General features: G+C 68.2%; 19 protein-coding genes and 2 tRNA genes. 11 read left to right on the top strand and 10 right to left on the bottom strand.

Translation table 11 applies throughout. The features are described 5' to 3' along the window. Positions 1-67 precede the first annotated feature (67 nt). Positions 68-151 (bottom strand) — tRNA-Leu (locus AOK11_RS18210). A gap of 654 nt (positions 152-805) precedes the next feature. Here AOK11_RS18210 and AOK11_RS18205 point away from each other — a divergent pair. From AOK11_RS18205 to AOK11_RS18175, 7 genes are all read left to right on the top strand, one after another. Then, a complete protein-coding gene (locus AOK11_RS18205) occupies positions 806-1,678 on the top strand; it encodes an FhaA domain-containing protein (RefSeq protein ID WP_055594777.1) in 873 nt (290 codons plus the stop codon). 10 nt (positions 1,679-1,688) lie between these two features. Further along, complete coding sequence (locus AOK11_RS18200) at positions 1,689-2,198, top strand: FHA domain-containing protein FhaB/FipA (RefSeq protein WP_055594776.1); 510 nt, start codon at positions 1,689-1,691, stop codon at positions 2,196-2,198. A 132-nt stretch (positions 2,199-2,330) separates the two neighbouring features. After that, positions 2,331-3,869, top strand: a complete 1,539-nt coding sequence (locus AOK11_RS18195) for a Stp1/IreP family PP2C-type Ser/Thr phosphatase (RefSeq protein WP_055594778.1) — start codon at positions 2,331-2,333, stop codon at positions 3,867-3,869. 27 nt (positions 3,870-3,896) lie between these two features. Then, positions 3,897-5,333: an FtsW/RodA/SpoVE family cell cycle protein gene (locus AOK11_RS18190; RefSeq protein ID WP_055594775.1), complete on the top strand. Its 1,437-nt coding sequence runs from the start codon at positions 3,897-3,899 to the stop codon at positions 5,331-5,333. After that, the gene (locus AOK11_RS18185; RefSeq protein WP_055594774.1) at positions 5,330-6,805 is read left to right on the top strand and encodes a peptidoglycan D,D-transpeptidase FtsI family protein; all 1,476 of its coding nucleotides are present in this window, start codon (positions 5,330-5,332) and stop codon (positions 6,803-6,805) included. Before AOK11_RS18190 ends, AOK11_RS18185 begins: the two co-directional genes overlap by 4 nt. 169 nt (positions 6,806-6,974) lie before the next feature. Next, entirely contained in the window at positions 6,975-8,972 is a 1,998-nt protein-coding gene (gene pknB / locus AOK11_RS18180) for a Stk1 family PASTA domain-containing Ser/Thr kinase (protein ID WP_055594773.1), read from the top strand. 291 nt (positions 8,973-9,263) lie between these two features. Continuing rightward, the gene (locus AOK11_RS18175) at positions 9,264-10,286 is read left to right on the top strand and encodes a restriction endonuclease (RefSeq protein ID WP_055594772.1); all 1,023 of its coding nucleotides are present in this window, start codon (positions 9,264-9,266) and stop codon (positions 10,284-10,286) included. A gap of 105 nt (positions 10,287-10,391) precedes the next feature. Here the strand turns inward: AOK11_RS18175 and AOK11_RS18170 are convergent, their stop codons facing one another. From AOK11_RS18170 to AOK11_RS18145, 6 genes are read right to left on the bottom strand one after another with little or no spacing between them, the layout of a single operon-like run. Continuing rightward, on the bottom strand, positions 10,392-11,156 hold the full coding sequence (locus tag AOK11_RS18170; RefSeq protein ID WP_055594771.1) for a class E sortase: 765 nt from the start codon (positions 11,154-11,156) through the stop codon (positions 10,392-10,394). A 13-nt stretch (positions 11,157-11,169) separates the two neighbouring features. Further along, positions 11,170-12,462 (bottom strand): class E sortase, encoded by a 1,293-nt coding sequence (locus AOK11_RS18165; protein ID WP_055594770.1) that lies wholly within the window; start codon positions 12,460-12,462, stop codon positions 11,170-11,172. Further along, positions 12,459-13,097 (bottom strand): aminodeoxychorismate/anthranilate synthase component II, encoded by a 639-nt coding sequence (locus tag AOK11_RS18160; RefSeq protein ID WP_055594769.1) that lies wholly within the window; start codon positions 13,095-13,097, stop codon positions 12,459-12,461. The genes AOK11_RS18165 and AOK11_RS18160 overlap by 4 nt, the downstream gene beginning before the upstream one ends. After that, positions 13,094-13,255, bottom strand: a complete 162-nt coding sequence (locus AOK11_RS18155) for a hypothetical protein (RefSeq protein WP_175449228.1) — start codon at positions 13,253-13,255, stop codon at positions 13,094-13,096. Before AOK11_RS18155 ends, AOK11_RS18160 begins: the two co-directional genes overlap by 4 nt. A gap of 52 nt (positions 13,256-13,307) precedes the next feature. After that, positions 13,308-14,033, bottom strand: coding sequence for a class E sortase (locus AOK11_RS18150; RefSeq protein WP_055594767.1), 726 nt, complete (start codon positions 14,031-14,033; stop codon positions 13,308-13,310). 59 nt (positions 14,034-14,092) lie between these two features. Then, complete coding sequence (locus AOK11_RS18145; protein ID WP_055594766.1) at positions 14,093-14,872, bottom strand: DUF881 domain-containing protein; 780 nt, start codon at positions 14,870-14,872, stop codon at positions 14,093-14,095. A gap of 139 nt (positions 14,873-15,011) precedes the next feature. Between AOK11_RS18145 and crgA the strand changes: the two genes are divergently transcribed. Continuing rightward, positions 15,012-15,272, top strand: coding sequence for a cell division protein CrgA (crgA, locus tag AOK11_RS18140; RefSeq protein ID WP_055594765.1), 261 nt, complete (start codon positions 15,012-15,014; stop codon positions 15,270-15,272). Between the two features lie 321 nt (positions 15,273-15,593). Here the strand turns inward: crgA and AOK11_RS18135 are convergent, their stop codons facing one another. Both AOK11_RS18135 and AOK11_RS18130 read right to left on the bottom strand, forming a co-directional pair. Beyond that, entirely contained in the window at positions 15,594-16,481 is an 888-nt protein-coding gene (locus AOK11_RS18135; protein ID WP_055594764.1) for a rhomboid family intramembrane serine protease, read from the bottom strand. Between the two features lie 110 nt (positions 16,482-16,591). Further along, the gene (locus AOK11_RS18130; RefSeq protein ID WP_055594763.1) at positions 16,592-17,119 is read right to left on the bottom strand and encodes a peptidylprolyl isomerase; all 528 of its coding nucleotides are present in this window, start codon (positions 17,117-17,119) and stop codon (positions 16,592-16,594) included. A 323-nt stretch (positions 17,120-17,442) separates the two neighbouring features. On the opposite strand from AOK11_RS18130, the gene AOK11_RS18125 reads away from it, so the two are divergent. Then, the gene (locus AOK11_RS18125; RefSeq protein WP_055594762.1) at positions 17,443-18,144 is read left to right on the top strand and encodes a DUF5324 family protein; all 702 of its coding nucleotides are present in this window, start codon (positions 17,443-17,445) and stop codon (positions 18,142-18,144) included. 287 nt (positions 18,145-18,431) lie between these two features. Here the strand turns inward: AOK11_RS18125 and AOK11_RS18120 are convergent. Next, positions 18,432-18,504, bottom strand: a tRNA-Ala gene (locus AOK11_RS18120). A gap of 182 nt (positions 18,505-18,686) precedes the next feature. Between AOK11_RS18120 and AOK11_RS18115 the strand changes: the two genes are divergently transcribed. Further along, positions 18,687-19,235, top strand: coding sequence for a helix-turn-helix domain-containing protein (locus AOK11_RS18115; RefSeq protein ID WP_055594761.1), 549 nt, complete (start codon positions 18,687-18,689; stop codon positions 19,233-19,235). Between the two features lie 177 nt (positions 19,236-19,412). Further along, on the top strand, positions 19,413-19,808 hold a 396-nt coding region (locus AOK11_RS18110; protein ID WP_157869389.1), incomplete at its 3' end, for a protein kinase domain-containing protein.

The following is a 19,808-nucleotide window of genomic DNA, read 5'->3' as shown; positions in this document are numbered from 1 at the left end:
CCCCGAACCCAAGCCCGGGCATGCGAAACGGGCGGCATCCGTGAGAGATGCCGCCCGTTCGACGGTGTGCGCGAGGGGGGAGTTGAACCCCCACGCCCTTGCGGGCACTGGAACCTGAATCCAGCGCGTCTGCCTATTCCGCCACCCGCGCATTGGGTGTGTCATCAGGCCCTTCCCCGTTGGGTTCGGCGCCTTTCGACTCCTGAACATTAGCACGCTGGTGGGGGTGGACTCACATCCCTTTCCACCCGCCCCGGCACCCATCCGCGTTGAGCAGCACCGTCGCCCATGAGCAGCCCACAAGCCGCCCCCCGGCCGCCCTCGAACAGTCACAGAAGATCAACGGCACCGTCGCACCGGCCCGTCCCGTATCGCCCCGTATAGCTCCCGTCGCACCGGACGAACACGTACCGACGGCCACCGGACACCTGCCCACGAGAACCGATGAGAACCGCTTCACGTATCAACCTCGTACCGGTAGCACCCGTCTCCCCAGGTGCCGGGCAGAGTCCACAGCCGGGTGCGGGACACTGGTCTGCGGCCCCCTCTACGATCCATGGCAGAGGGCTCCGCACGAGCACGGCCGAAGGAGTTCGGAGGCGAGCCCCGAAGGGAACTCCGTCAGGCACCGACACCCGTCGGTCCGGGCGGGCAGGGGGAACCAGCCGATCGACCGAGGCGTGGATACGATCAGTAAGCAGTACCAGTTATGCGGTGCACGGAACAGTGCACCGGGCAGTAGACGCGGTAGACGCAGCAGAAGACAGGGCAGTACACAGGACGGCAACGACGGAGGAGGTGCCACATGGGAGTCCTGAAGAAGTTCGAGCAGCGACTCGAAGGCCTGGTCAACGGCACCTTTGCCAAGGTGTTCAAGTCCGAGGTGCAGCCCGTGGAGATCGCGGGAGCGCTCCAGCGGGAGTGCGACAACAACGCGACCATCTGGAACCGCGATCGCACCGTTGTCCCCAACGACTTCATCGTCGAGTTGAGCACCCCCGACTTCGAGCGGCTCAGCCCGTACTCCGGGCAGCTCGGCGACGAACTCGCCGGCATGGTGCGCGACTACGCCAAGCAGCAGCGCTACACCTTCATGGGCCCCATCAAGGTGCACCTGGAGAAGGCGGACGACCTCGACACCGGCCTGTACCGGGTGCGCAGCCGTACGCTCGCCTCCTCCAGCAGCCAGGCGGGCCCCACAGGCCCCGGCCCCGCCGGACCCGGCACGGGCGGCCCGCCCGCCAGCGGCCCCGGCGGCTACGGCTACCCGCCGGCCGGACCCACGGGCGCCCCGCCCATGCCGGCCGCGCCGCCGCCCGGCGGCCGGCCCGGCGGTTACGGCTACCCGCAGCCCGCGGCCGCCCAGCGGCCCCCCGCCGCACCCGCGTCCGCCGGGCGCACCCGGTACTGGATCGAGATCAACGGCAACCGCCACCAGATCTCCGACGCCACGCTCGTACTGGGCCGCAGCACCGAGGCCGACGTGCGGATCGACGACCCCGGCGTCTCCCGCCGGCACTGCGAGATCCGGACCGGAACGCCCTCGACGATCCAGGATCTCGGATCCACCAACGGCATCGTGGTGGACGGACAGCACACCACCCGCGCTACGCTCCGCGACGGCTCGCGGATCGTCGTGGGCAGCACCACCATCATTTACCGGCAAGCCGAAGGGTGAAGCGGGGGCAATGTCAGAGCTGACCCTCACGGTCATGCGGCTGGGTTTTCTAGCCGTTCTGTGGCTGTTCGTGATCGTGGCCGTGCAGGTCATCCGCAGCGACCTGTTCGGCACACGGGTCACCCAGCGCGGAGCGCGCCGGGAGACCGCCCGGCCGCAACAGGGCGCCCGGCAGGCACCACCGCCGCAGCGCCAGCAGTCGGGGGGCGGCCGCCGCGGCCGCAACGCCCCCACCAAACTGGTCGTGACCGAGGGCATCCTCACGGGCACCACCGTCGCGCTCCAGGGCCAGACCATCACGTTGGGCCGGGCGCACGACAGCACCATCGTGCTGGACGACGACTACGCCTCCAGCCGCCATGCCCGGATCTACCCGGACCGCGACGGCCAGTGGATCGTCGAGGACCTGGGTTCCACGAACGGCACCTATCTGGACCGGTCCAGGCTGACGACCCCCACACCGATCGGGCCGGGTTCACCGATCCGCATCGGCAAGACCGTCATCGAGCTGCGGAAGTAGTACGACAATGAGCGAGCGGAGCGAGCACGCAGTGGGGGCCCCCACCCCGGGCCCCGGCGCGCTCCCGACCGGAGGGTGGGCAGTGTGGCTCGACACGACCGGCTGTACCCGGAGCCGACGGGCGAGGTGCGCATGAGTCTGTCCCTGCGCTTCGCCGCCGGATCGCACAAGGGAATGATCCGGGAGGGCAACGAGGACTCCGGTTACGCCGGTCCCCGCCTGCTCGCCATCGCCGACGGCATGGGCGGCGCCGCGGCCGGCGAGGTCGCCTCCTCCGAGGCCATCTCCACCATCGTCTCGCTCGACGACGACGTCCCCGGCTCCGACCTGCTCACCTCCCTCGGCTCAGCCGTGCAGCGCGCCAACGACCAGCTGCGCATGATGGTCGAGGAGGACCCCCAGCTCGAGGGCATGGGCACCACCCTGACCGCACTGCTGTGGACCGGCCAGCGCCTCGGCATGGTCCACGTCGGCGACTCCAGGGCCTACCTGCTGCGCGACGGCGTCCTCACCCAGATCACCCAGGACCACACCTGGGTGCAGCGGCTGGTGGACGAGGGCCGGATCACCGAGGAAGAGGCGACCACCCACCCGCAGCGGTCCCTGCTCATGCGGGCCCTCGGCAGCGGCGAGCACGTCGAACCCGACCTGTCGATCCGCGAGGTCCGGGCGGGCGACCGGTACCTGATCTGCTCCGACGGCCTGTCCGGCGTGGTCTCCCACCAGACCCTGGAAGAGGCCCTCGCCGGCTACCAGGGCCCCGAGGACACCGTGCAGACCCTGATCGAGCTGGCACTGCGCGGCGGCGGCCCGGACAACATCACCGTGATCATCGCCGACGTCCTCGACCTCGACACCGGTGACACCCTGGCCGGCCAGCTGTCCGACACCCCGGTCGTGGTCGGCGCCGTCGCCGAGAACCAGAACCAGCCGAACGACAACAACGCCATGCAGACCCCGGCCGGCCGTGCCGCCGGACTCGGCCGCAGGCGTGGCCAGGGCGGCGGCGGGGGCGAGTTCGGCCCGCCCGGCAGCGGCGACGTCACCGGCTTCATCCAGACCGACGGCTTCGACTACGACGAGGGCGACTTCGTCAAGCCCCGCAAGAACCGCCGGTGGCTCAAACGCTCCTTCTTCAGTCTGCTCACCCTCGCCGTCATCGGCGGCGGCGTGTACAGCGGCTGGCGCTGGACGCAGACCCAGTACTACGTCGGCACCAACGGCGAACACGTCGCGCTCTACCAGGGCATCAGCCAGGACCTGGCCTGGGTCTCGCTCTCGAAGGTCGAGAAGGACCACCCCGAGATCGAACTCAAGTACCTGCCGCCCTACCAGCGGAAGCTGGTCGAGGCGACCATCGCCGACGGCGACCTGCACGGCGCCCGGTCGAAGATCGACGAACTCGCGGTCCAGGCTTCCGCCTGCAGGAAGGAAGCCGAGCGCCGCACCGCGGAGAGCAAGAACAGCGCCAAGACCGGCGAGGGCGAGGCCGGAGGCACCACGGGAACCACACCCGCCTCCTTCACGTCCAAGGCCTCGCCGACACCGACCCCCTCGGGCTCGACCGAGGCCCCGCAGAAGTCCACGCCCCCGTCCGCACCTACTCCCAGCCCCGGCCCCAGCCTCTCGGAGGAGGAGCAGAAGGTCGTCTCGCTGTGCGGTAAGCAGTAGGCAAGCCGTGAGAGGCCCTGTCACACGATGAGCAGTACAACCAACCCATCGGCGCAGCACACGTCCACGATCGGTGCGATCGGGGCGCCGAGCCGGCGCAACACCGAGCTCGCGCTGCTCGCCTTCGCCGTCGTCATCCCGGTCTTCGCCTACGCCAACGTCGGCTTGGCCATCGACGGCTCCGTCCCCTCCGGGCTGCTCGCCTACGGGCTGGGGCTCGGCCTGATGGCGGCGGTCGGACACCTCGTGATGCGGAAGTTCGCCGCCTACGCCGACCCCCTGCTGTTGCCTCTCGCAACGTTGCTGAACGGTCTCGGGCTGGTCGTGATCTGGCGACTGGACCAGTCCGAGCGGTTGCAGAACCTGGCGGAGCGCCAGTACGGGGTGTTCAGCCCGTCGGCGCCGAACCAGCTGCTGTACTCGGCCGTCGGGCTGGCTCTGTTCGTGGCGGTACTCGTCTTCCTGAAGGACCACCGGATTCTCCAGCGGTACACCTACATCTCGATGGTGGGGGCACTGGTCCTGCTGCTGCTGCCGCTGGTGCCCGGAGTCGGTGCCGACGTGTTCGGCGCCAAGATCTGGATCAGTGTCGCCGGTTTCTCCATCCAGCCCGGCGAGTTCGCCAAGATCATCATCGCGATCTTCTTCTCCGGCTACCTGATGGTGAAGCGGGACGCGCTGGCCCTGGCCAGCCGCCGCTTCATGGGTCTGTACCTGCCCCGCGGCCGGGACCTCGGACCCATCATCACCATCTGGGCCGTCAGCCTGCTCATCCTCATCTTCGAGAACGACCTCGGTACCTCGCTGCTGTTCTTCGGCATGTTCGTGATCATGCTGTACGTCGCCACGGAGCGGACGAGCTGGATCGTAATCGGTCTGCTGATGTCCTCCGTCGGCGCCGTGGGCGTGGCCTCGTTCGCCAGCCACGTCCAGGCCCGCGTCGACGCCTGGCTGGACCCGTTCGGCTGCTACCAGACCTCCGGCGCCTGTGAGCAGATCGGCCAGTCGATCATGTCGTTCGGATCCGGCGGCGTCGTCGGCACCGGCCTCGGGCAGGGCAACTCCGATCTGATCGGCTTCGCCGCCAACTCCGACTTCGTCTTCTCCACCTTCGGCGAGGAACTCGGCCTGGCCGGCGTCATGGCCATCTTCCTGCTCTACGGGCTGATCATCGAGCGCGGTGTACGGACCGCCCTGGCAGCGCGTGACCCCTTCGGCAAGCTGTTCGCGATCGGTCTGTCCGGCGCCTTCGCCCTGCAGGTCTTCGTGGTGGCCGGCGGCGTCATGGGGCTCATCCCGCTGACGGGTATGACGATGCCGTTCCTCGCCGCCGGTGGCTCGTCGGTCATCGCCAACTGGGCCCTGGTCGGCATCCTGCTCCGCATCAGTGACACCGCCCGTCGCCCCGCCCCCGCGCCCGCCAGCAACCCAGACGCCGAGATGACTCAGGTGGTCCGACCGTGAACAAGCCCCTGCGCCGCATCGCCATCTTCTGTGGGTTCCTCGTCCTCGCTCTCCTGATCCGCGGCAACTGGCTCCAGTACGTCCAGGCGGACGAGCTGCAGAAGAACAAGCACAACCGGCGCATCGCCATCGAGCGCTACGAGCAGCCGCGCGGAGACATCATCGTCGACGGCAAGCCGATCACCGGTTCCAAGGAGACGTCGGGCAGCGACTTCGAGTACAAGCGCACCTACAAGGACGGCCCGATGTGGGCGCCGGTCACCGGCTACGCCTCGCAGGCCTTCGGCGCCAACCAGCTTGAGTCCATCGAGGACGGCATCCTCACCGGCAACGACGACCGCCTGTTCTTCCGCAACACGCTCGACATGCTGACGGGCAAGAACAAGGAGGGCGGCAATGTCGTCACCACCCTCGACGGCGCCGCGCAGAAGGCCGCCTACAACGGCCTGAAGCAGCGGGGCGGCAAGGGCTCCGTCGTCGCGATCGAGCCGTCCACCGGCAAGATCCTGGCACTGGCCTCCTTCCCCTCCTACGACCCGTCCACGATCGCCGGCAACAGCGACAAGGACGCCGAGGCGTGGCAGAAACTGCAGAAGAAGGAAAACCCCAACGACCCGATGCTGAACCGGGCGCTGCGCGAGGTCTACCCGCCCGGCTCCACCTTCAAGGTCCTCACCGCGGCCGCCGCCCTGGAGGAGGGGCTGTACAAGAGCGCGGACGAGAAGACGGACACGCCGCTGCCGTGGACCATGCCGGGCACCACGACCGACCTGCCGAACGACGGCGACCTCCCCTGCAAGGACGCCTCCCTGCGCGAAGCGCTCCGGGTCTCCTGCAACACCGTCTTCGGCAAGATCGGCGCAGACCTCGGCAACGACAAGATGCTCGAGTACGCCAAGAAGTTCGGTTTCACCGAAGAGCAGTTCACCCCGGTCCGCTCCAGCGCCTCGGTCTTCTCCGACGACATGGAGCCCTCGGAGACCGCACTCTCCTCCATCGGCCAGTTCAACACCGCCACCACCCCGCTGCAGATGGCCATGGTCACCGCCGCCATCGCCAACAACGGCACCCTGATGAAGCCGTACATGGTCGACGAACTCCAGGCCCCCAGCCTCGACACCATCGAGAAGACGGAACCGGAGGAACTGAGCAAGCCGATGTCGGCGGAGAACGCCCAGATCCTCCAGTCGATGATGGAGACCGTCGTCTCCGAGGGCACCGGCGGCAAAGCCAAGATCGACGGCGTCACCGTCGGCGGCAAGACCGGTACCGCCCAGCACGGTGTGGACAACAGTGAGAACCCCTACGCGTGGTTCATCTCCTACGCCAAGGGCGAGGACGGCAGCTCGCCGGTGGCCGTCGCCGTGATCATCGAGGACGACGACGCCGTGCGTGGCGACATCTCCGGCGGTGGCCTCGCGGCCCCCATCGCGAAGAGCGTGATGGAGGCGGTCGTCAAGGGCAGGCAGTGACGCCGCTCACGTCCGCTTCCCATCGGTGCACGTTGCGGTACCGGTCCTGTATCGGCTGCGGTACTTGGCCAGGTCACACAAAGCGAGCCGGGTACGGTAGGCCCGGACGGCAGCCTCCGGCCGCACGAACGTGCCGGCCGGGACCGACGGAGAGGGCTGGTAGTTAGCTATGGAAGAGCCGCGTCGCCTCGGCGGCCGGTACGAACTGGGCCACGTGCTCGGCCGCGGTGGCATGGCGGAGGTCTACCTCGCCCATGACACCCGCCTCGGCCGTACCGTTGCAGTGAAGACGCTCCGCGCCGACCTCGCGCGCGACCCGTCCTTCCAGGCCCGGTTCCGCCGGGAGGCCCAGTCGGCCGCCTCGCTCAACCATCCCGCGATCGTCGCGGTCTACGACACGGGCGAGGACTACATCGACGGGGTCTCCATCCCGTACATCGTCATGGAGTACGTCGACGGCTCCACGCTCCGTGAACTCCTGCACAGCGGCCGCAAGCTGCTGCCGGAGCGGACGCTGGAGATGACCATCGGCATCCTCCAGGCCCTGGAGTACTCGCACCGGGCCGGCATCGTCCACCGCGACATCAAGCCCGCGAACGTCATGCTGACACGCAACGGCCAGGTCAAGGTCATGGACTTCGGCATCGCCCGCGCCATGGGCGACTCCGGCATGACGATGACCCAGACCTCGGCGGTCATCGGCACCGCGCAGTACCTCTCGCCCGAGCAGGCCAAAGGCGAGCAGGTCGACGCCCGCTCCGACCTGTACTCCACCGGCTGTCTGCTGTACGAACTCCTCACCGTCCGCCCGCCGTTCGTCGGCGACTCCCCGGTGGCGGTCGCCTACCAGCACGTCCGGGAGGAACCGCAGGCGCCGAGCGTCTTCGACCCCGAGGTCACGCCCGAGATAGACGCGATCACGCTGAAGGCGCTCGTCAAGGACCCCGACTACCGCTACCAGTCGGCCGACGAGATGCGGGTCGACATCGAGGCCTACCTCGACGGCCAGCCCGTCGCCGCCACCGCCGCGATGGGCGCGGCCGGCTACGGCGGCTACCCCAACGACCAGCCGACGACCGCCCTGCGCTCGGACTCCGGCGCCGCGACGTCGATGCTGCCCCCCATGAACCCGGACGACGGCGGCTACGGCTACGACGACCGCCCCGGCCGGCGCCGCCAGCAGAAGAAGAACAACACCTCGACGATCCTGCTGGTCGCGGCGGGTGTCCTGGTCCTGGTCGGCGCCATCCTGATCGGCCGCTGGGCCTTCTCCGGCGACGGAGGCGTGGGCAACGACACCATCGAGGCCCCGAACTTCGTCGGCCTCACGAAGGAAGCCGCCGAAAAACAGGCCACCAACGTCGACCTGATCCTGAAGTTCACCGAGGAACCCTGCGAGGACCAGGCCAAGGGAAACATCTGCGACCAGGACCCCGATGAGGGCACCAGCGTCGAGAAGGAGTCCACCGTCAACCTGGTGGTGTCCACCGGGGCGCCCAAGGTCGAGGTTCCGGATGTCAAGGGCCTCAGCTTCGCCGATGCGGAGAAGTCCCTGAAGGAAAAGGGCTTCGAGACCGAGAAGAAGAGCCAGGAGTCCAGTGACACACCGGACACCGTGCTCTCCCAGGATCCCGCGGGCGGAACCACCCGCGAAAAGGGAACCACCATCACCCTCACCGTCGCCAGGGAGGCATCCCAGGTGACCGTGCCCAACCTCCTGGGCAGTACCCCCGACGCGGCCAAGACGCTGCTGGAGTCGAAGGGCCTGGTGCTCGGAGCCCAGACGGAGGAGGAGTCGACGGCCCAGGCCGAAGGAACGGTCTTCGAGCAGAGCCTCAACCCGGGCACGGACGTCGACCGGGGCAGCACGGTCACCATCAAGATCGCCAAGGCTCCGGCGAACGACAAGTTCGCGATGCCGAAGGTCACCGAGATCACCGTCGCCCAGGCCAAGCAGATCCTTGCCCAGGCCGGCCTGGAGCTCAAAAGCATCGAGGGCGCTCAGGAGGACACCGCCACGGTGTTCCAGAGCAACCCGTCCGAGGGCCAGGAAGTCAAGAAGGGCGACAAGGTCACCCTCATCGCCATCAACCAGCAACAGGGCGACAACGGCGGAGGCGACAACGGCGGAGGCTTCCTCGGCGGCCTCACCGGCAACAGGGACTGACACCTTCGGGCACCCCCGGACACGACGGAGCCCCGGCCCCTCTTCGGAGGGAGCCGGGGCTCCGTCCTTCCCCATGCTGGCAGGTACAGAACAGGCCCCCTTCAAGGAGAGCAGTGGGAACACAGGCCCGCCGGAGCCTCACCAGCGGACCCTTCCTACCCGCCCATGGCGGAGCCCCGTCCCTTGAACGCACGTCCTCACCCCGCTCGTGCCTTCGCCTGCCACCGCTCGTTGATCGGGTGGGGCGGGTCATCCGGTCTGCCCTGACCACGACACCACAAGGGGCATCGGGTGCTCAAGGAATCAGTTCTGCTGGAATCCAAGACGCTGCGCAGCGGCGTCCTGGGCCGCACTGAGGTTCTGGACAGGGTGAAGGCCCTGTCCTTGCTGCCGGACGGGATGCACGTGACGACAGCGATGGTGGCGGCCTACTTCGGCGCCACGGTGGAGACCATCCGCGCCCTCGTGCACGACCACCGCCCAGAGTTGGAGGCGAGCGGGTACCGAGTTCTGTCAGGGACAGAACTGAGTGACTTCAAGCAACTCAGTGGTATCCAGTCACGGACGCCTTCCCTGGCCCTCTTCTCCCGTCGCGCCGTCCTCAACGTCGCCATGCTGCTCCGGGACAGCGACGTGGCACGTCAGGTGCGTGTGTATCTGCTCGACACGGAGTATCTGGCCCGCACACAGCCTGTGGAAAACCTTGTCGCTGCGGACTTCGCCTCCCTCGATACACGCATCGACCAGCGCATCACCCACGTCCTCGGCAAGACGGTCGTGCCGATGTTCAATGCCCTGATCGCCACATCCGGCGAACACCGCCGCGAGCTCATCGAACTCCGTGAGGACATCGAGAACGTCGAGCGCAGGATGTGCTGGCACCACAAGCGCCTGGCCACCCTGGAAGGAGAGGCCCCCGCGGAGAACGTCAGGTCGACGCTCAAGGCGATGACCTGGCAGGCGTTCGAACAGCACGTCGCCGCCCTGCTGCGGCGCGACGGCTGCACCGATGTCGTCGTGCGGCAGGCCCGCAGCGACAGGGGCATCGACATCACCGGCCGCGCCGCGGACGGGCGGACCGTGGCCGTCCAGTGCAAGAACCGGTCCGGCCGCCGGACAGTGCCCAGTACCGACCTGCAGAAGTTCGCGGGCGCGGCGCGTGCCATCGATCGTGTGGACCTCGCGCTCTTCGTCACTACCTGCAACTTCAGCCACGAGTCGCAGGCGATCGCCGACCTGACCGGAGTCGTCACGGTCAATCGGGAAGAAGTGGAGGCCTGGACCGCAGGAGTTCGTCTCAAGGCTCTGCGGTAACGGCAGCAACGGCGAATCGCGAAGGCCCGAAGCCGCAAGAGGAAGTTGCGGCTTCGGGCCTCCGTCAGGTTAGTGGACCGAGGTCCCTCAAGGGCCCCGGTCGCCTCAGCGCAGTTCCTTCGGCGGCGTCCGGTCCTCGTCGACCTTCTCCTTGCGGACCAGCTCGCCCCAGACGATGTAGCGGTACTTGCTGGTGTACACCGGTGTGCAGGTCGTCAGGGTGATGTAGTGGCCGGCCTTCTTGCGTCCGGACTCCTCGGGGACCTTCGCGAGGACGTCCACGTTGTACTTCGAGGTCTCGGGAAGGATCGCGTAGGTCTTGTAGACGTACCAGGTGTCCTTCGTCTCGAAGACGATCGGGTCGCCGTCCTTGATCTTGTGGATGTCGTGGAACTTGGCCCCGTGGCCGTCCCGGTGCGCGGCCAGCGAGAAGTTGCCCTTCTTGCCGGACGTCGGCAGGGTCGCCTTCACCGGGTCGGTGTAGTAGCCGGCGACGCCGTCGTTGAGCACCTTCATCGTGGTGCCCTTCTCGATCAGGATGTCGTCGCCCCCCATCGCGGGCACGTGCAGGAAACCGATGCCGCTCTTGCTGTCGAAGGAAGCGGGACCGTCACCGGTACCGGCACCGGGCCCCTGGGCCCAGTTGTCCCGTACCTTGTCCGCCTGCTTGTCCGCCGCGCGGTCGGCGAGCACGTTCGTCCACCACAGGGAGTAGACGACGAACAGGCCGAGCACCAGGCCCGCGGTGATGAGGAGTTCCCCGAGGGCGCTGACCAGCATCGCGCCCGGCCCCATACGGCGGCGGGCCGGAGGCGACGGTGACGCGGACCTGGCGGTGTGCTCTTCGGTGTCGTCGGCGGTCGCTGCCACGTTTCCTCTGCCCTTAACTGACGAGCGCATCCGGCTTGCCCTTGCTGCGCGGCCGTTCCTCGTCCATCTTGCCCCAGACGATCATGCGGTACTTGCTGGTGAACTCCGGCGTGCACGTGGTCAGCGTGATGTAGCGGCCCGGTCCGGTGAAGCCCGATCCCTTCGGGACGGGCTCGAGGACGCTCACGTTGCTCGGCGGCGTCACCGGCAGGATCGACTCCATCTTGTAGACGAAGTACGTGTCCTGCGTCTCCACGACGATCGGGTCGCCCTGCTCCAGCCGGTTGATGTACCGGAACGGCTCCCCGTGCGTGTTGCGGTGCCCCGCCACCCCGAAGTTGCCCTTCTTGTCGTTCGGCATCGCCGTCTTCAGGGCCCCCTCCGCGTAGTGGCCCACCATGCCCCGGTCGAGCACCTTCTTGCTGTCGATGCCCTCGGCGATCGGCACGACCACGTCCAGCTTCGGGATGTGCAGCAGCGCGAAACCCTGACCCGGCTCGAACACTCCTGGATTGCGCTTGCCGTTGGCCCAGTCCTTCTGGAGATCGCTGGCCTCCTGGCCGGCCTGTGCCTGCGCCCGCACATTCGTCCACCACAGCTGGTACGTCACGAACAGCAGCATCAGCACACCGCAGGTGATGAACACCTCGCCGATGCCCCGGCTCGCGACGACGACGGGGCTGACCTTCCGCTCCCGGGCCCGCCGCCGTGCTTCCACGCGCGAGAGCGGCGCCTGAGGCGCACTGCGACCCTGCGGGGCATCGTGGCCCTCGGAGGGGCTGTTCGCGCCGCCACGGCGCCCGTGACGCTTCTTGGCGGCCTTCCTGCGCTCCGCCCGGCCCCCGGAAGCCGCCGGGGGCTCCGTGCGCGCCCCGTCCGCCCCGTTCGTCCCGTTCGTCCCGTACGCCGCGGCACCGCCCGTGCCCGTCGTGTACCCCGTGCCGTCCGTACTCTGCGTGCGCTGCGTGCGCTGCCCGCGCTGCGGCGGCGGATCGGGGATCCGCAGCGCCACCGTCTCCTCGTCGACGGGCGGCAGGTACGCGTGTTCATCGACGGGCGGCAGATACGCGGTGCTGTCGTCGGCCCCGGCAGCACCGCTGCCGGCCGAGCCCGCACCGCCGTAGGAGTAGGCGCCCTGCTGGGTGGTGTCGTACCAGTCGCCGCCCCCGAGCGTGCCGGGGGCCCCGTACGGCTGCTGCTGCCCGTACGAGGTCCCCTGCTCGCCGCCGGTGCCGTACGAGAAGCCGTCCGTGAAGGACTCCCCGTGTCCGGCGCCGGACTCGCGCTCGGGGCGCAGGGCGGTCACGCCGGCGACCTGCCCACCACCGGGGCGAGCCCCGCCGATCTCGCCACCGCTGCCTCGTCCCCGCACTCCACCAGCCAGTTGGCCAGCATCCGGTGGCCGTGCTCGGTGAGCACCGACTCGGGGTGGAACTGCACACCCTCGACGCGCAGTTCACGGTGACGCAGACCCATCACGATGCCGTCCGGCGTCCGGGCCGTCACTTCCAGCTCCTCCGGTACGGTGGCCGGCTCGGCGGCCAGCGAGTGGTAGCGCGTCGCCGTGAACGGCGACGGCAGACCCGCGAAAACGCCCTTGCCCCCGTGCTCGACCGGCGAGGTCTTCCCGTGCAGCAACTCGGGGGCGCGGTCCACGACACCGCCGTAGGCCACCTGCATGGACTGCATGCCGAGGCAGACACCGAAGACGGGCACCCCGGTCGACGCACAGTGCCGCACCATCTCCACACAGACCCCCGCCTGCTCCGGAGTGCCGGGCCCCGGGGACAGCAGCACACCGTCGAACCCGTCCTGGGCATGCGCCGTCGACACCTCGTCGTTGCGCAGGACCTCGCACTCGGCGCCCAGTTGGTACAGGTACTGAACCAGGTTGAAGACGAAGCTGTCGTAGTTGTCGACGACGAGAATGCGCGTGCTCACTGGTTGTCCACCGTCACATCGTTGAAGGGCAGCAGCGGCTCGGCCCAGGGAAAGACGTACTGGAAGAGGACATAGACCACAGCGGTGATCAGCACGAGCGAGATGAGCGCCCTCACCCATCCGTTCCCCGGCAGATGCCGCCAGATCCAGCTGTACATGCCGTCCCTTCCGTCGCACCACGGCACCAGACCCACGCCGTACGTCACCAGACTAACGGCGCAACGCCTCCGGTTTCCCGGCCTCCACAGGCTGCGTGGAGTCCAGATGAGCCCAGACGATCAGCCGGTGACTGTGCCCCCATTCCGGTGCGCACGTCGTCAGCGTCAGGTAGCGGCCCGGACGCGTGTACCCGGAAGTACGTGGCACAGGGTCGATCACCTCGATGTCCGTGGGCACGGTTTTGTACGGATCCCGGTCGATCCGGTACGTGAACCAGGTCGTCCCGTCGGTCAGCACCACCGCGTCGCCCCGTCCGAGCCGGGGAAAGTCCTTGAACGGATCGCCATGGGTGCGCCGGTGGCCGGCGACGGCGAAGTTGTCCTCGCCGCCCAGCTGCGCGGTGTTCGCGTAGTGACCGAGTCCCTTCTTCAGGGTGCCGGCCTCCGTGCCTTCGAGCACGGGCTTGTTCCACGTGAAACCAAGACGCGGGATGTACATGATCGCGAAGGGCTTTCCCGCGACGTACGGCTTCGGTTTCGGTTTCGGAGGGCCGGCAGGGGCGGCGCCGGTACGGGAACCCGGGGTGGCCCCGGGCGCGGGCGTGACGGCCGGCAGAGCGCTCCCCCTCGCCCACTGGTCCTCGAGGAGGGCGATCTGATCCTCCATGACCTGATCGGCCCTGACTCCGGTCCGGAAGAGGAGGTGGACGACGAAGAGCACCATCAGGGTGCCGACGGTGACGCACAGTTCGCTGACGGTCCTGACGATCACACGCACCGGCAGCCCCCGGCCTCGCCCCCGGAGCCCGTCCCGGCCCGGGGTCTGCCCCGTGGCCGCTACTCCACGGGCTTCGCGTAGTGCAGGTCCACTGTGCCCGAGTAGCCGGGCAGAGTCACCGGCCCGTCGTCCTCGACCTTCCAGCCGAGCCCGTAGACGTTGACGTACACCATGTAGTTCTGGATCGACGGGGAGGCGGCGAGCGCGTTCTTCAGTTTCTCCGGATCACCGACCGCCGTGATCTTGTACGGCGGTGAGTAGACGCGGCCCTGGAGAATCAGGGTGTTGCCCACGCAGCGCACCGCACTGGTGGAGATCAGCCGCTGGTCCATGACCTTGATGCCCTCGGCACCGCCCTGCCACATCGCGTTCACCACGGCCTGGAGGTCCTGCTGGTGGATGACCAGGTAATCGGGTTCCGGCTCGGGGTAGCCGGGAAGCTTGGCGGTGGCGTCCGGCGGAGCGTCGTCGAGCGTGACCGTGACGGCCTCGCCCTTGAGCTCCTGCGTCCCCGCGCGGCGCTCCAGGCCGGCGAGTTCGCCGTCCTCCGCCGCACTCCTGCCGGCATCACGCTCGGCGAGGGACTCGACGTCCCCGCGCAGGGCCCCGTTGGACTCCTCCAGCTCACCGTTCTTGCGGCTGCGCTCATGGATGAGATCGGACAGCTTCAGCAGGGAGTCGTCCGTACGGATGTTGGTCCCCTTCGCCGTGTTGAAGCTGGTGAAGAAGATCAGACCCGCGAGGGCGAAGACACCCGCGGTGAGGATCCGGACGGGCCGGAAACCCCGTCGGCGGACAGGGCTGGATTCCGTTCCGGGAGAGTCGGCAGAATTGCTCAACGTACCCTTATCTCCTTCAGCGCCACGGAAGGACTACGCTAACGGACGCCCGGGGAGCGCTCGGAGTCCCCTTCCCACCGCCCCGAGCCCGACCCAGTTCCCTGCGCGGCCACGCAGCGCATCGACAGGAGAGACCCTCGTGCCGAAGTCACGTATCCGCAAGAAGGCCGACTACACGCCGCCGGCGGCGGCGGCGAAGCAGACGACCGCCCTCAAGCTGACCAGCCGCGCCTGGGTCGCGCCGGTGATGCTGACCCTGTTCCTGATCGGCCTGGCCTGGATCGTCGTGTTCTATGTCACCGACGGCCAGTTGCCCATCGACGATCTGGGCAACTGGAACATCGTGGTGGGCTTCGGCTTCATCGCCGCCGGATTCGGCGTCTCGACGCAGTGGAAGTAGCGCCCCGCAGCGCTCACCGCCCGCTGGACCAGGCCCTGCCCGGAGCTGCCCGACAGCTCCGGGCAGGGCTGTTCTCAGCTCTGGGCAGAACTATCCACCGAGTTATCCACAGGCGTTTCCACAGCGTGGGGAAAAGAAACGACGATCTGTGGATAACCCGTCGGACCTTGCCGGGCGTTGACCCCTGTGTGACGGAAGTACCGGTAACCGAATACCTGTTCGCGCGCCTCTGACCTGGGGAAACTCCAGCCAGTGACAACGGGCACAGATGTTCCCGCACAGTATGCACAAGATCCGCCACGTGCTGTGGACAACGTGCACTCAGACGAGCTGAGCCGTCCTCACCAGGGTCACCGACACAACCACGGCAAGAACCAGCGCACAGGTCCCGTACTGGATCAGTGCCCGCCGCTCACGCGGGGCATGGACCATGGCGTAGCCGATCACGACACCGGCGACAAGTCCTCCGATATGGGCCTGCCATGCGATGTTGCTCCAGCCGAAGGTGAAGATCAAGTTGATCACCAGCAGAGCGATGATCGGCCGCATGTCGTAGTTGAGCCGGCGCACCAGGACCGCGGTCGCGCCGAACAGCCCGAAGATGGCGCCGGAGGCACCGAGCGAGGCCGTGGACCCCGAGGCCAGCAGATAGGTCAGCGCGCTGCCCGCCAGGCCCGAGATCAGATAGAGCGCGAGATAGCGGGCCCGGCCGAGGGCTTGCTCGAGCGGGCCGCCGAGCCACCACAGGCTGAGCATGTTGAAGGCGATGTGCCAGATCGCCTCGTGCGTGAACATCGAGGTGACCAGGCGGTACCACTCGCCCTCGGCGACGCCCTCGGTGGGATGGAACGGCGCCGGGGGCCAGACCCCGATCAGCACGAGATGGCCCAGCAGCGACGACCAGACATGCACCGCGATGAACACCGCGGCATTGATCCCGAGGAGGATCTTGGTGACCAGTCGGGGGTCCGCGGCGATGGTGCCGCCCGCGATCGTGCGGGGCATGGAGGCCGTGGGCGCGTGGCCGGTGCCCGAGCCGCCGCGGACGCATTCGGGGCACTGGAAACCGACCGAGGCACTGATCATGCACTCGGGGCAGATCGGACGCTCACAGCGGGTACAGCGAATGCCGGTCTCACGGTCCGGGTGGCGATAGCAGACGAGGACGCCGCGGGCGTCCTGCGGGCTGCCGGCAGCCTGGTCGTCCATGGGATCCCCTAGGTCGTGTGGAAAAGCCCCGCCCCGCCCATCCTTACGGATGAGCGGGGCGTTTGGTTCCCTCTGGGGGGCTTGCGCACTCCTCGGGGGCAGGGCCGTCCTCAGCCCTCGCGGATCTCGACCGACTCGATGACGACGTCATTGAGCGGACGGTCGGTGCGCGGGTTGGTCTGCGCGGCCGCGATGGTGTCGATGACCTTCTGGCTCGCGGCGTCGGTGACCTCGCCGAAAATGGTGTGCTTGCGGTTCAGCCACGCCGTCGGGGAGACGGTGATGAAGAACTGCGAGCCGTTGGTACCCGGACCGGCGTTGGCCATCGCCAGCAGGTAGGGCTTGTCGAAGCGCAGGTCCGGGTGGAACTCGTCCTCGAACTGGTAGCCGGGACCGCCGGTGCCGTTGCCCAGCGGGTCCCCGCCCTGAATCATGAATCCACTGATCACCCGGTGGAAGACCGTGCCGTCGTAGAGCTTGGCCGTGGACTTCGCCCCGGTCTCCGGGTGCGTCCACTCCCGCTCGCCCTTGGCGAGCTCGACGAAGTTCTTGACGGTGATCGGCGCCTGGTTCGCGAAGAGCCGGACCTCGATGTCGCCGTTGTTGGTCTTCAGGGTGGCGTAGAGCTGGTCAGCCACGGTGTGCCTTCCGTTGTCTTTCCGTAACACCCTGATCCTCGCACGGACGGAGCGCGCAGTCGCCCGACGCCCGTTCCCGGGGGGCAACAGGGCCGAACAGCTTGCGGAAACCGGGTGAGTGCCGTCGCGATGGGGGCACTCGGCAACGATCCGTGGCATTGTCGACGACTAGCTCCTGTTCCCCCGCATTCATCCGCTATTGCACTCGATCAATGCCATCGGCACCCGTATGCCCGCCCACAGATGCCCAGCGCCGACGCGGGAGGCATGATCCGTAAAAGGGTGGACAGTCGAAAAACGTACGCCACCGAGGAGGAGGAACCGTGACCCGCATCGAAAGCGTGCGCGCCGCGACTGATTCGGCAAAGGACAGCGTGCTGCACGCCGCGGACGTGGTGGCGCCCTACGCCGACACAGCCAAGGTGAAGGCCGCGCACTACGCGCAGGAGGCACGCGTACGGCTGGCGCCCAAGGTGACACAGGCCGCAGGGCATGCCCTCGTCCAGTACGGCACCCATGTCCAGCCGTATCTGGAGCAGGCCCGCACCCATATGCCGCCGAAGGTCGATCTGGCCGCCCATGAGGCCGCCGTCCGCACCCGTAAGGCCGCCCAGCAGGCGGCAGACTACTCCCGGCCGAGGCTCGAGCACGCCAGGGCCGCCGCCGGCCCGGCGAAGGAAGAGGCGGCGGCGCGCAGCGCTGCGGTGCTGGCCGCCCTGCGCGGTCAGGTCTCGGCCCAGCAGATCCAGAAGCTGGTCCGTAAGCAGCAGCGGCGCGCGAAGGCCGGTCGTGCCGCGAAGGTGATCGTCGTCCTGGGCGCCGTTGCCGGCGGTGCCTTCGCCGCCTGGAAGTGGTGGGACAAGCAGGCCAACCCGGACTGGCTGGTGGAGCCGCCGCCCGCGACCGACGTCCGGGAGTCCGGCACGCTGACGTCGGTGGACGGCAGCCGCGAGGCCGCGCTCGACCCCGAGGTCCGGGCCAAGGAGGCCGAGGAGGAGGCCGCCAAGCGCGACGAACAGCCGTAGGTCTGTCCGCGCGCGGCGGCACGCCCGCCTGCGGCATGAACAGCCCGGTGGGGCAGGAGAGTTCAGTGTCTCCTGCACCACCGGGCTGTTTCACGTGAAACAGGTCCCCGGGGGCGGTGAACGGGAGCCGGGCTGCGGAAAGTCGGGAATCCCGAAGGCCGGGCCAGGGCAGGAAGCCCGGTCCGGAGGCCGGGAAGCGAGGCCGGAGGCCGGGAAGCGAGGCCAGGAAAAAGGCCGACGAAAAACCCCTCCCACCTGTGTTTTCGCAGGTGGGAGGGGTTCCCTTGTGGAGCCTAGGGGAGTCGAACCCCTGACATCTGCCATGCAAAGACAGCGCTCTACCAACTGAGCTAAGGCCCCGTGGACGAAGCGTCCACCAGGAAGAAGGACATCCGGGTGGGCGCCGGAACCAGAGTACCGGGTCACCCGGGGGGTTCCGCAAAAAGGATTGGGGGTCCCCGTGACCGACCACTCTCCGTAAGATGCTCGGCGTGGTTCGCTACAGCGAAGCACGGTTCTTGGGGAAGCGATGGGGAGACGCAATGGACGCCGCACAGCAGGAAGCCACCGCCAGAGCGCGGGAACTGCAGCGGAACTGGTACGGGGAGCCACTGGGGGCGCTCTTCCGTAAGCTCATAGACGATCTCGGCCTCAACCAGGCTCGTCTCGCGGGGGTCCTGGGACTGTCCGCTCCGATGCTGTCGCAGCTGATGAGCGGCCAGCGGGCGAAGATCGGCAATCCCGCGGTGGTCCAGCGGGTGCAACTGCTGCAGGACCTGGCGGGACAGGTCGCGGACGGAAGCGTCAGCGCGGCCGAGGCGACCGAGCGCATGGAGGAGATCAAGAAGTCGCAGGGCGGCTCGGTACTCAGCAACACCACGCAGACGACGAGCAGTTCGGGGGCGCCCACGGTCAAGCGGGTGGTGCGTGAGATCCAGTCGCTGCTGCGCTCGGTGGCGGCCGCCGGTGACATCATCGACGCCGCCGACACCCTCGCCCCGACCCACCCCGAACTGGCAGAGTTCCTCCGGGTCTACGGTGCCGGCCGTACCTCCGACGCGGTCACGCACTACCAGTCCCACCAGAGCTGAGCTCCCGGTCGCCGGAGGGGGTCCGGCGGCCGGGAACACGGGAGGGTCGGCTGGGGGGAGTCGAACCGCTCGTCACGGGGGAAGCAGTCGAGGGGAAGCAGTCGGCGTGAGGCAGAAGGGGTAAGGGGTAGGGCAGGACCGGGCACGGCACCGCTGGGGGAGGAGCGACGCACAGCCATGGGTGAGGTCTTTGCCGGCCGGTACGAACTGGCCGACCCGATCGGGCGCGGAGGTGTCGGCGCCGTCTGGCGTGCCTGGGACCACCGTCGCCGCCGCTACGCGGCCGCCAAGGTCCTGCTGCAGAGCGACGCCCACTCCCTGCTCCGTTTCGTGCGCGAGCAGGCCCTGCGGATCGACCACCCCCATGTGCTCGCCCCGACCAGCTGGGCCGCCGACGACGACAAGGTTCTGTTCACCATGGACCTGGTCGGCGGAGGTTCCCTGGTCCATCTCATCGGCGACTACGGCCCCCTGCCGCCGGTGTTCGTCAGCACCCTGCTCGACCAGCTCCTGGCGGGACTCACCGCGGTGCACACGGAGGGCGTCGTCCACCGTGACATCAAGCCCGCCAAC

This window comes from Streptomyces hirsutus (genome assembly GCF_001418415.1).
Classification (GTDB): domain Bacteria; phylum Actinomycetota; class Actinomycetes; order Streptomycetales; family Streptomycetaceae; genus Streptomyces; species Streptomyces hirsutus.
This window is presented reverse-complemented; position numbering and strand designations above follow the sequence as displayed.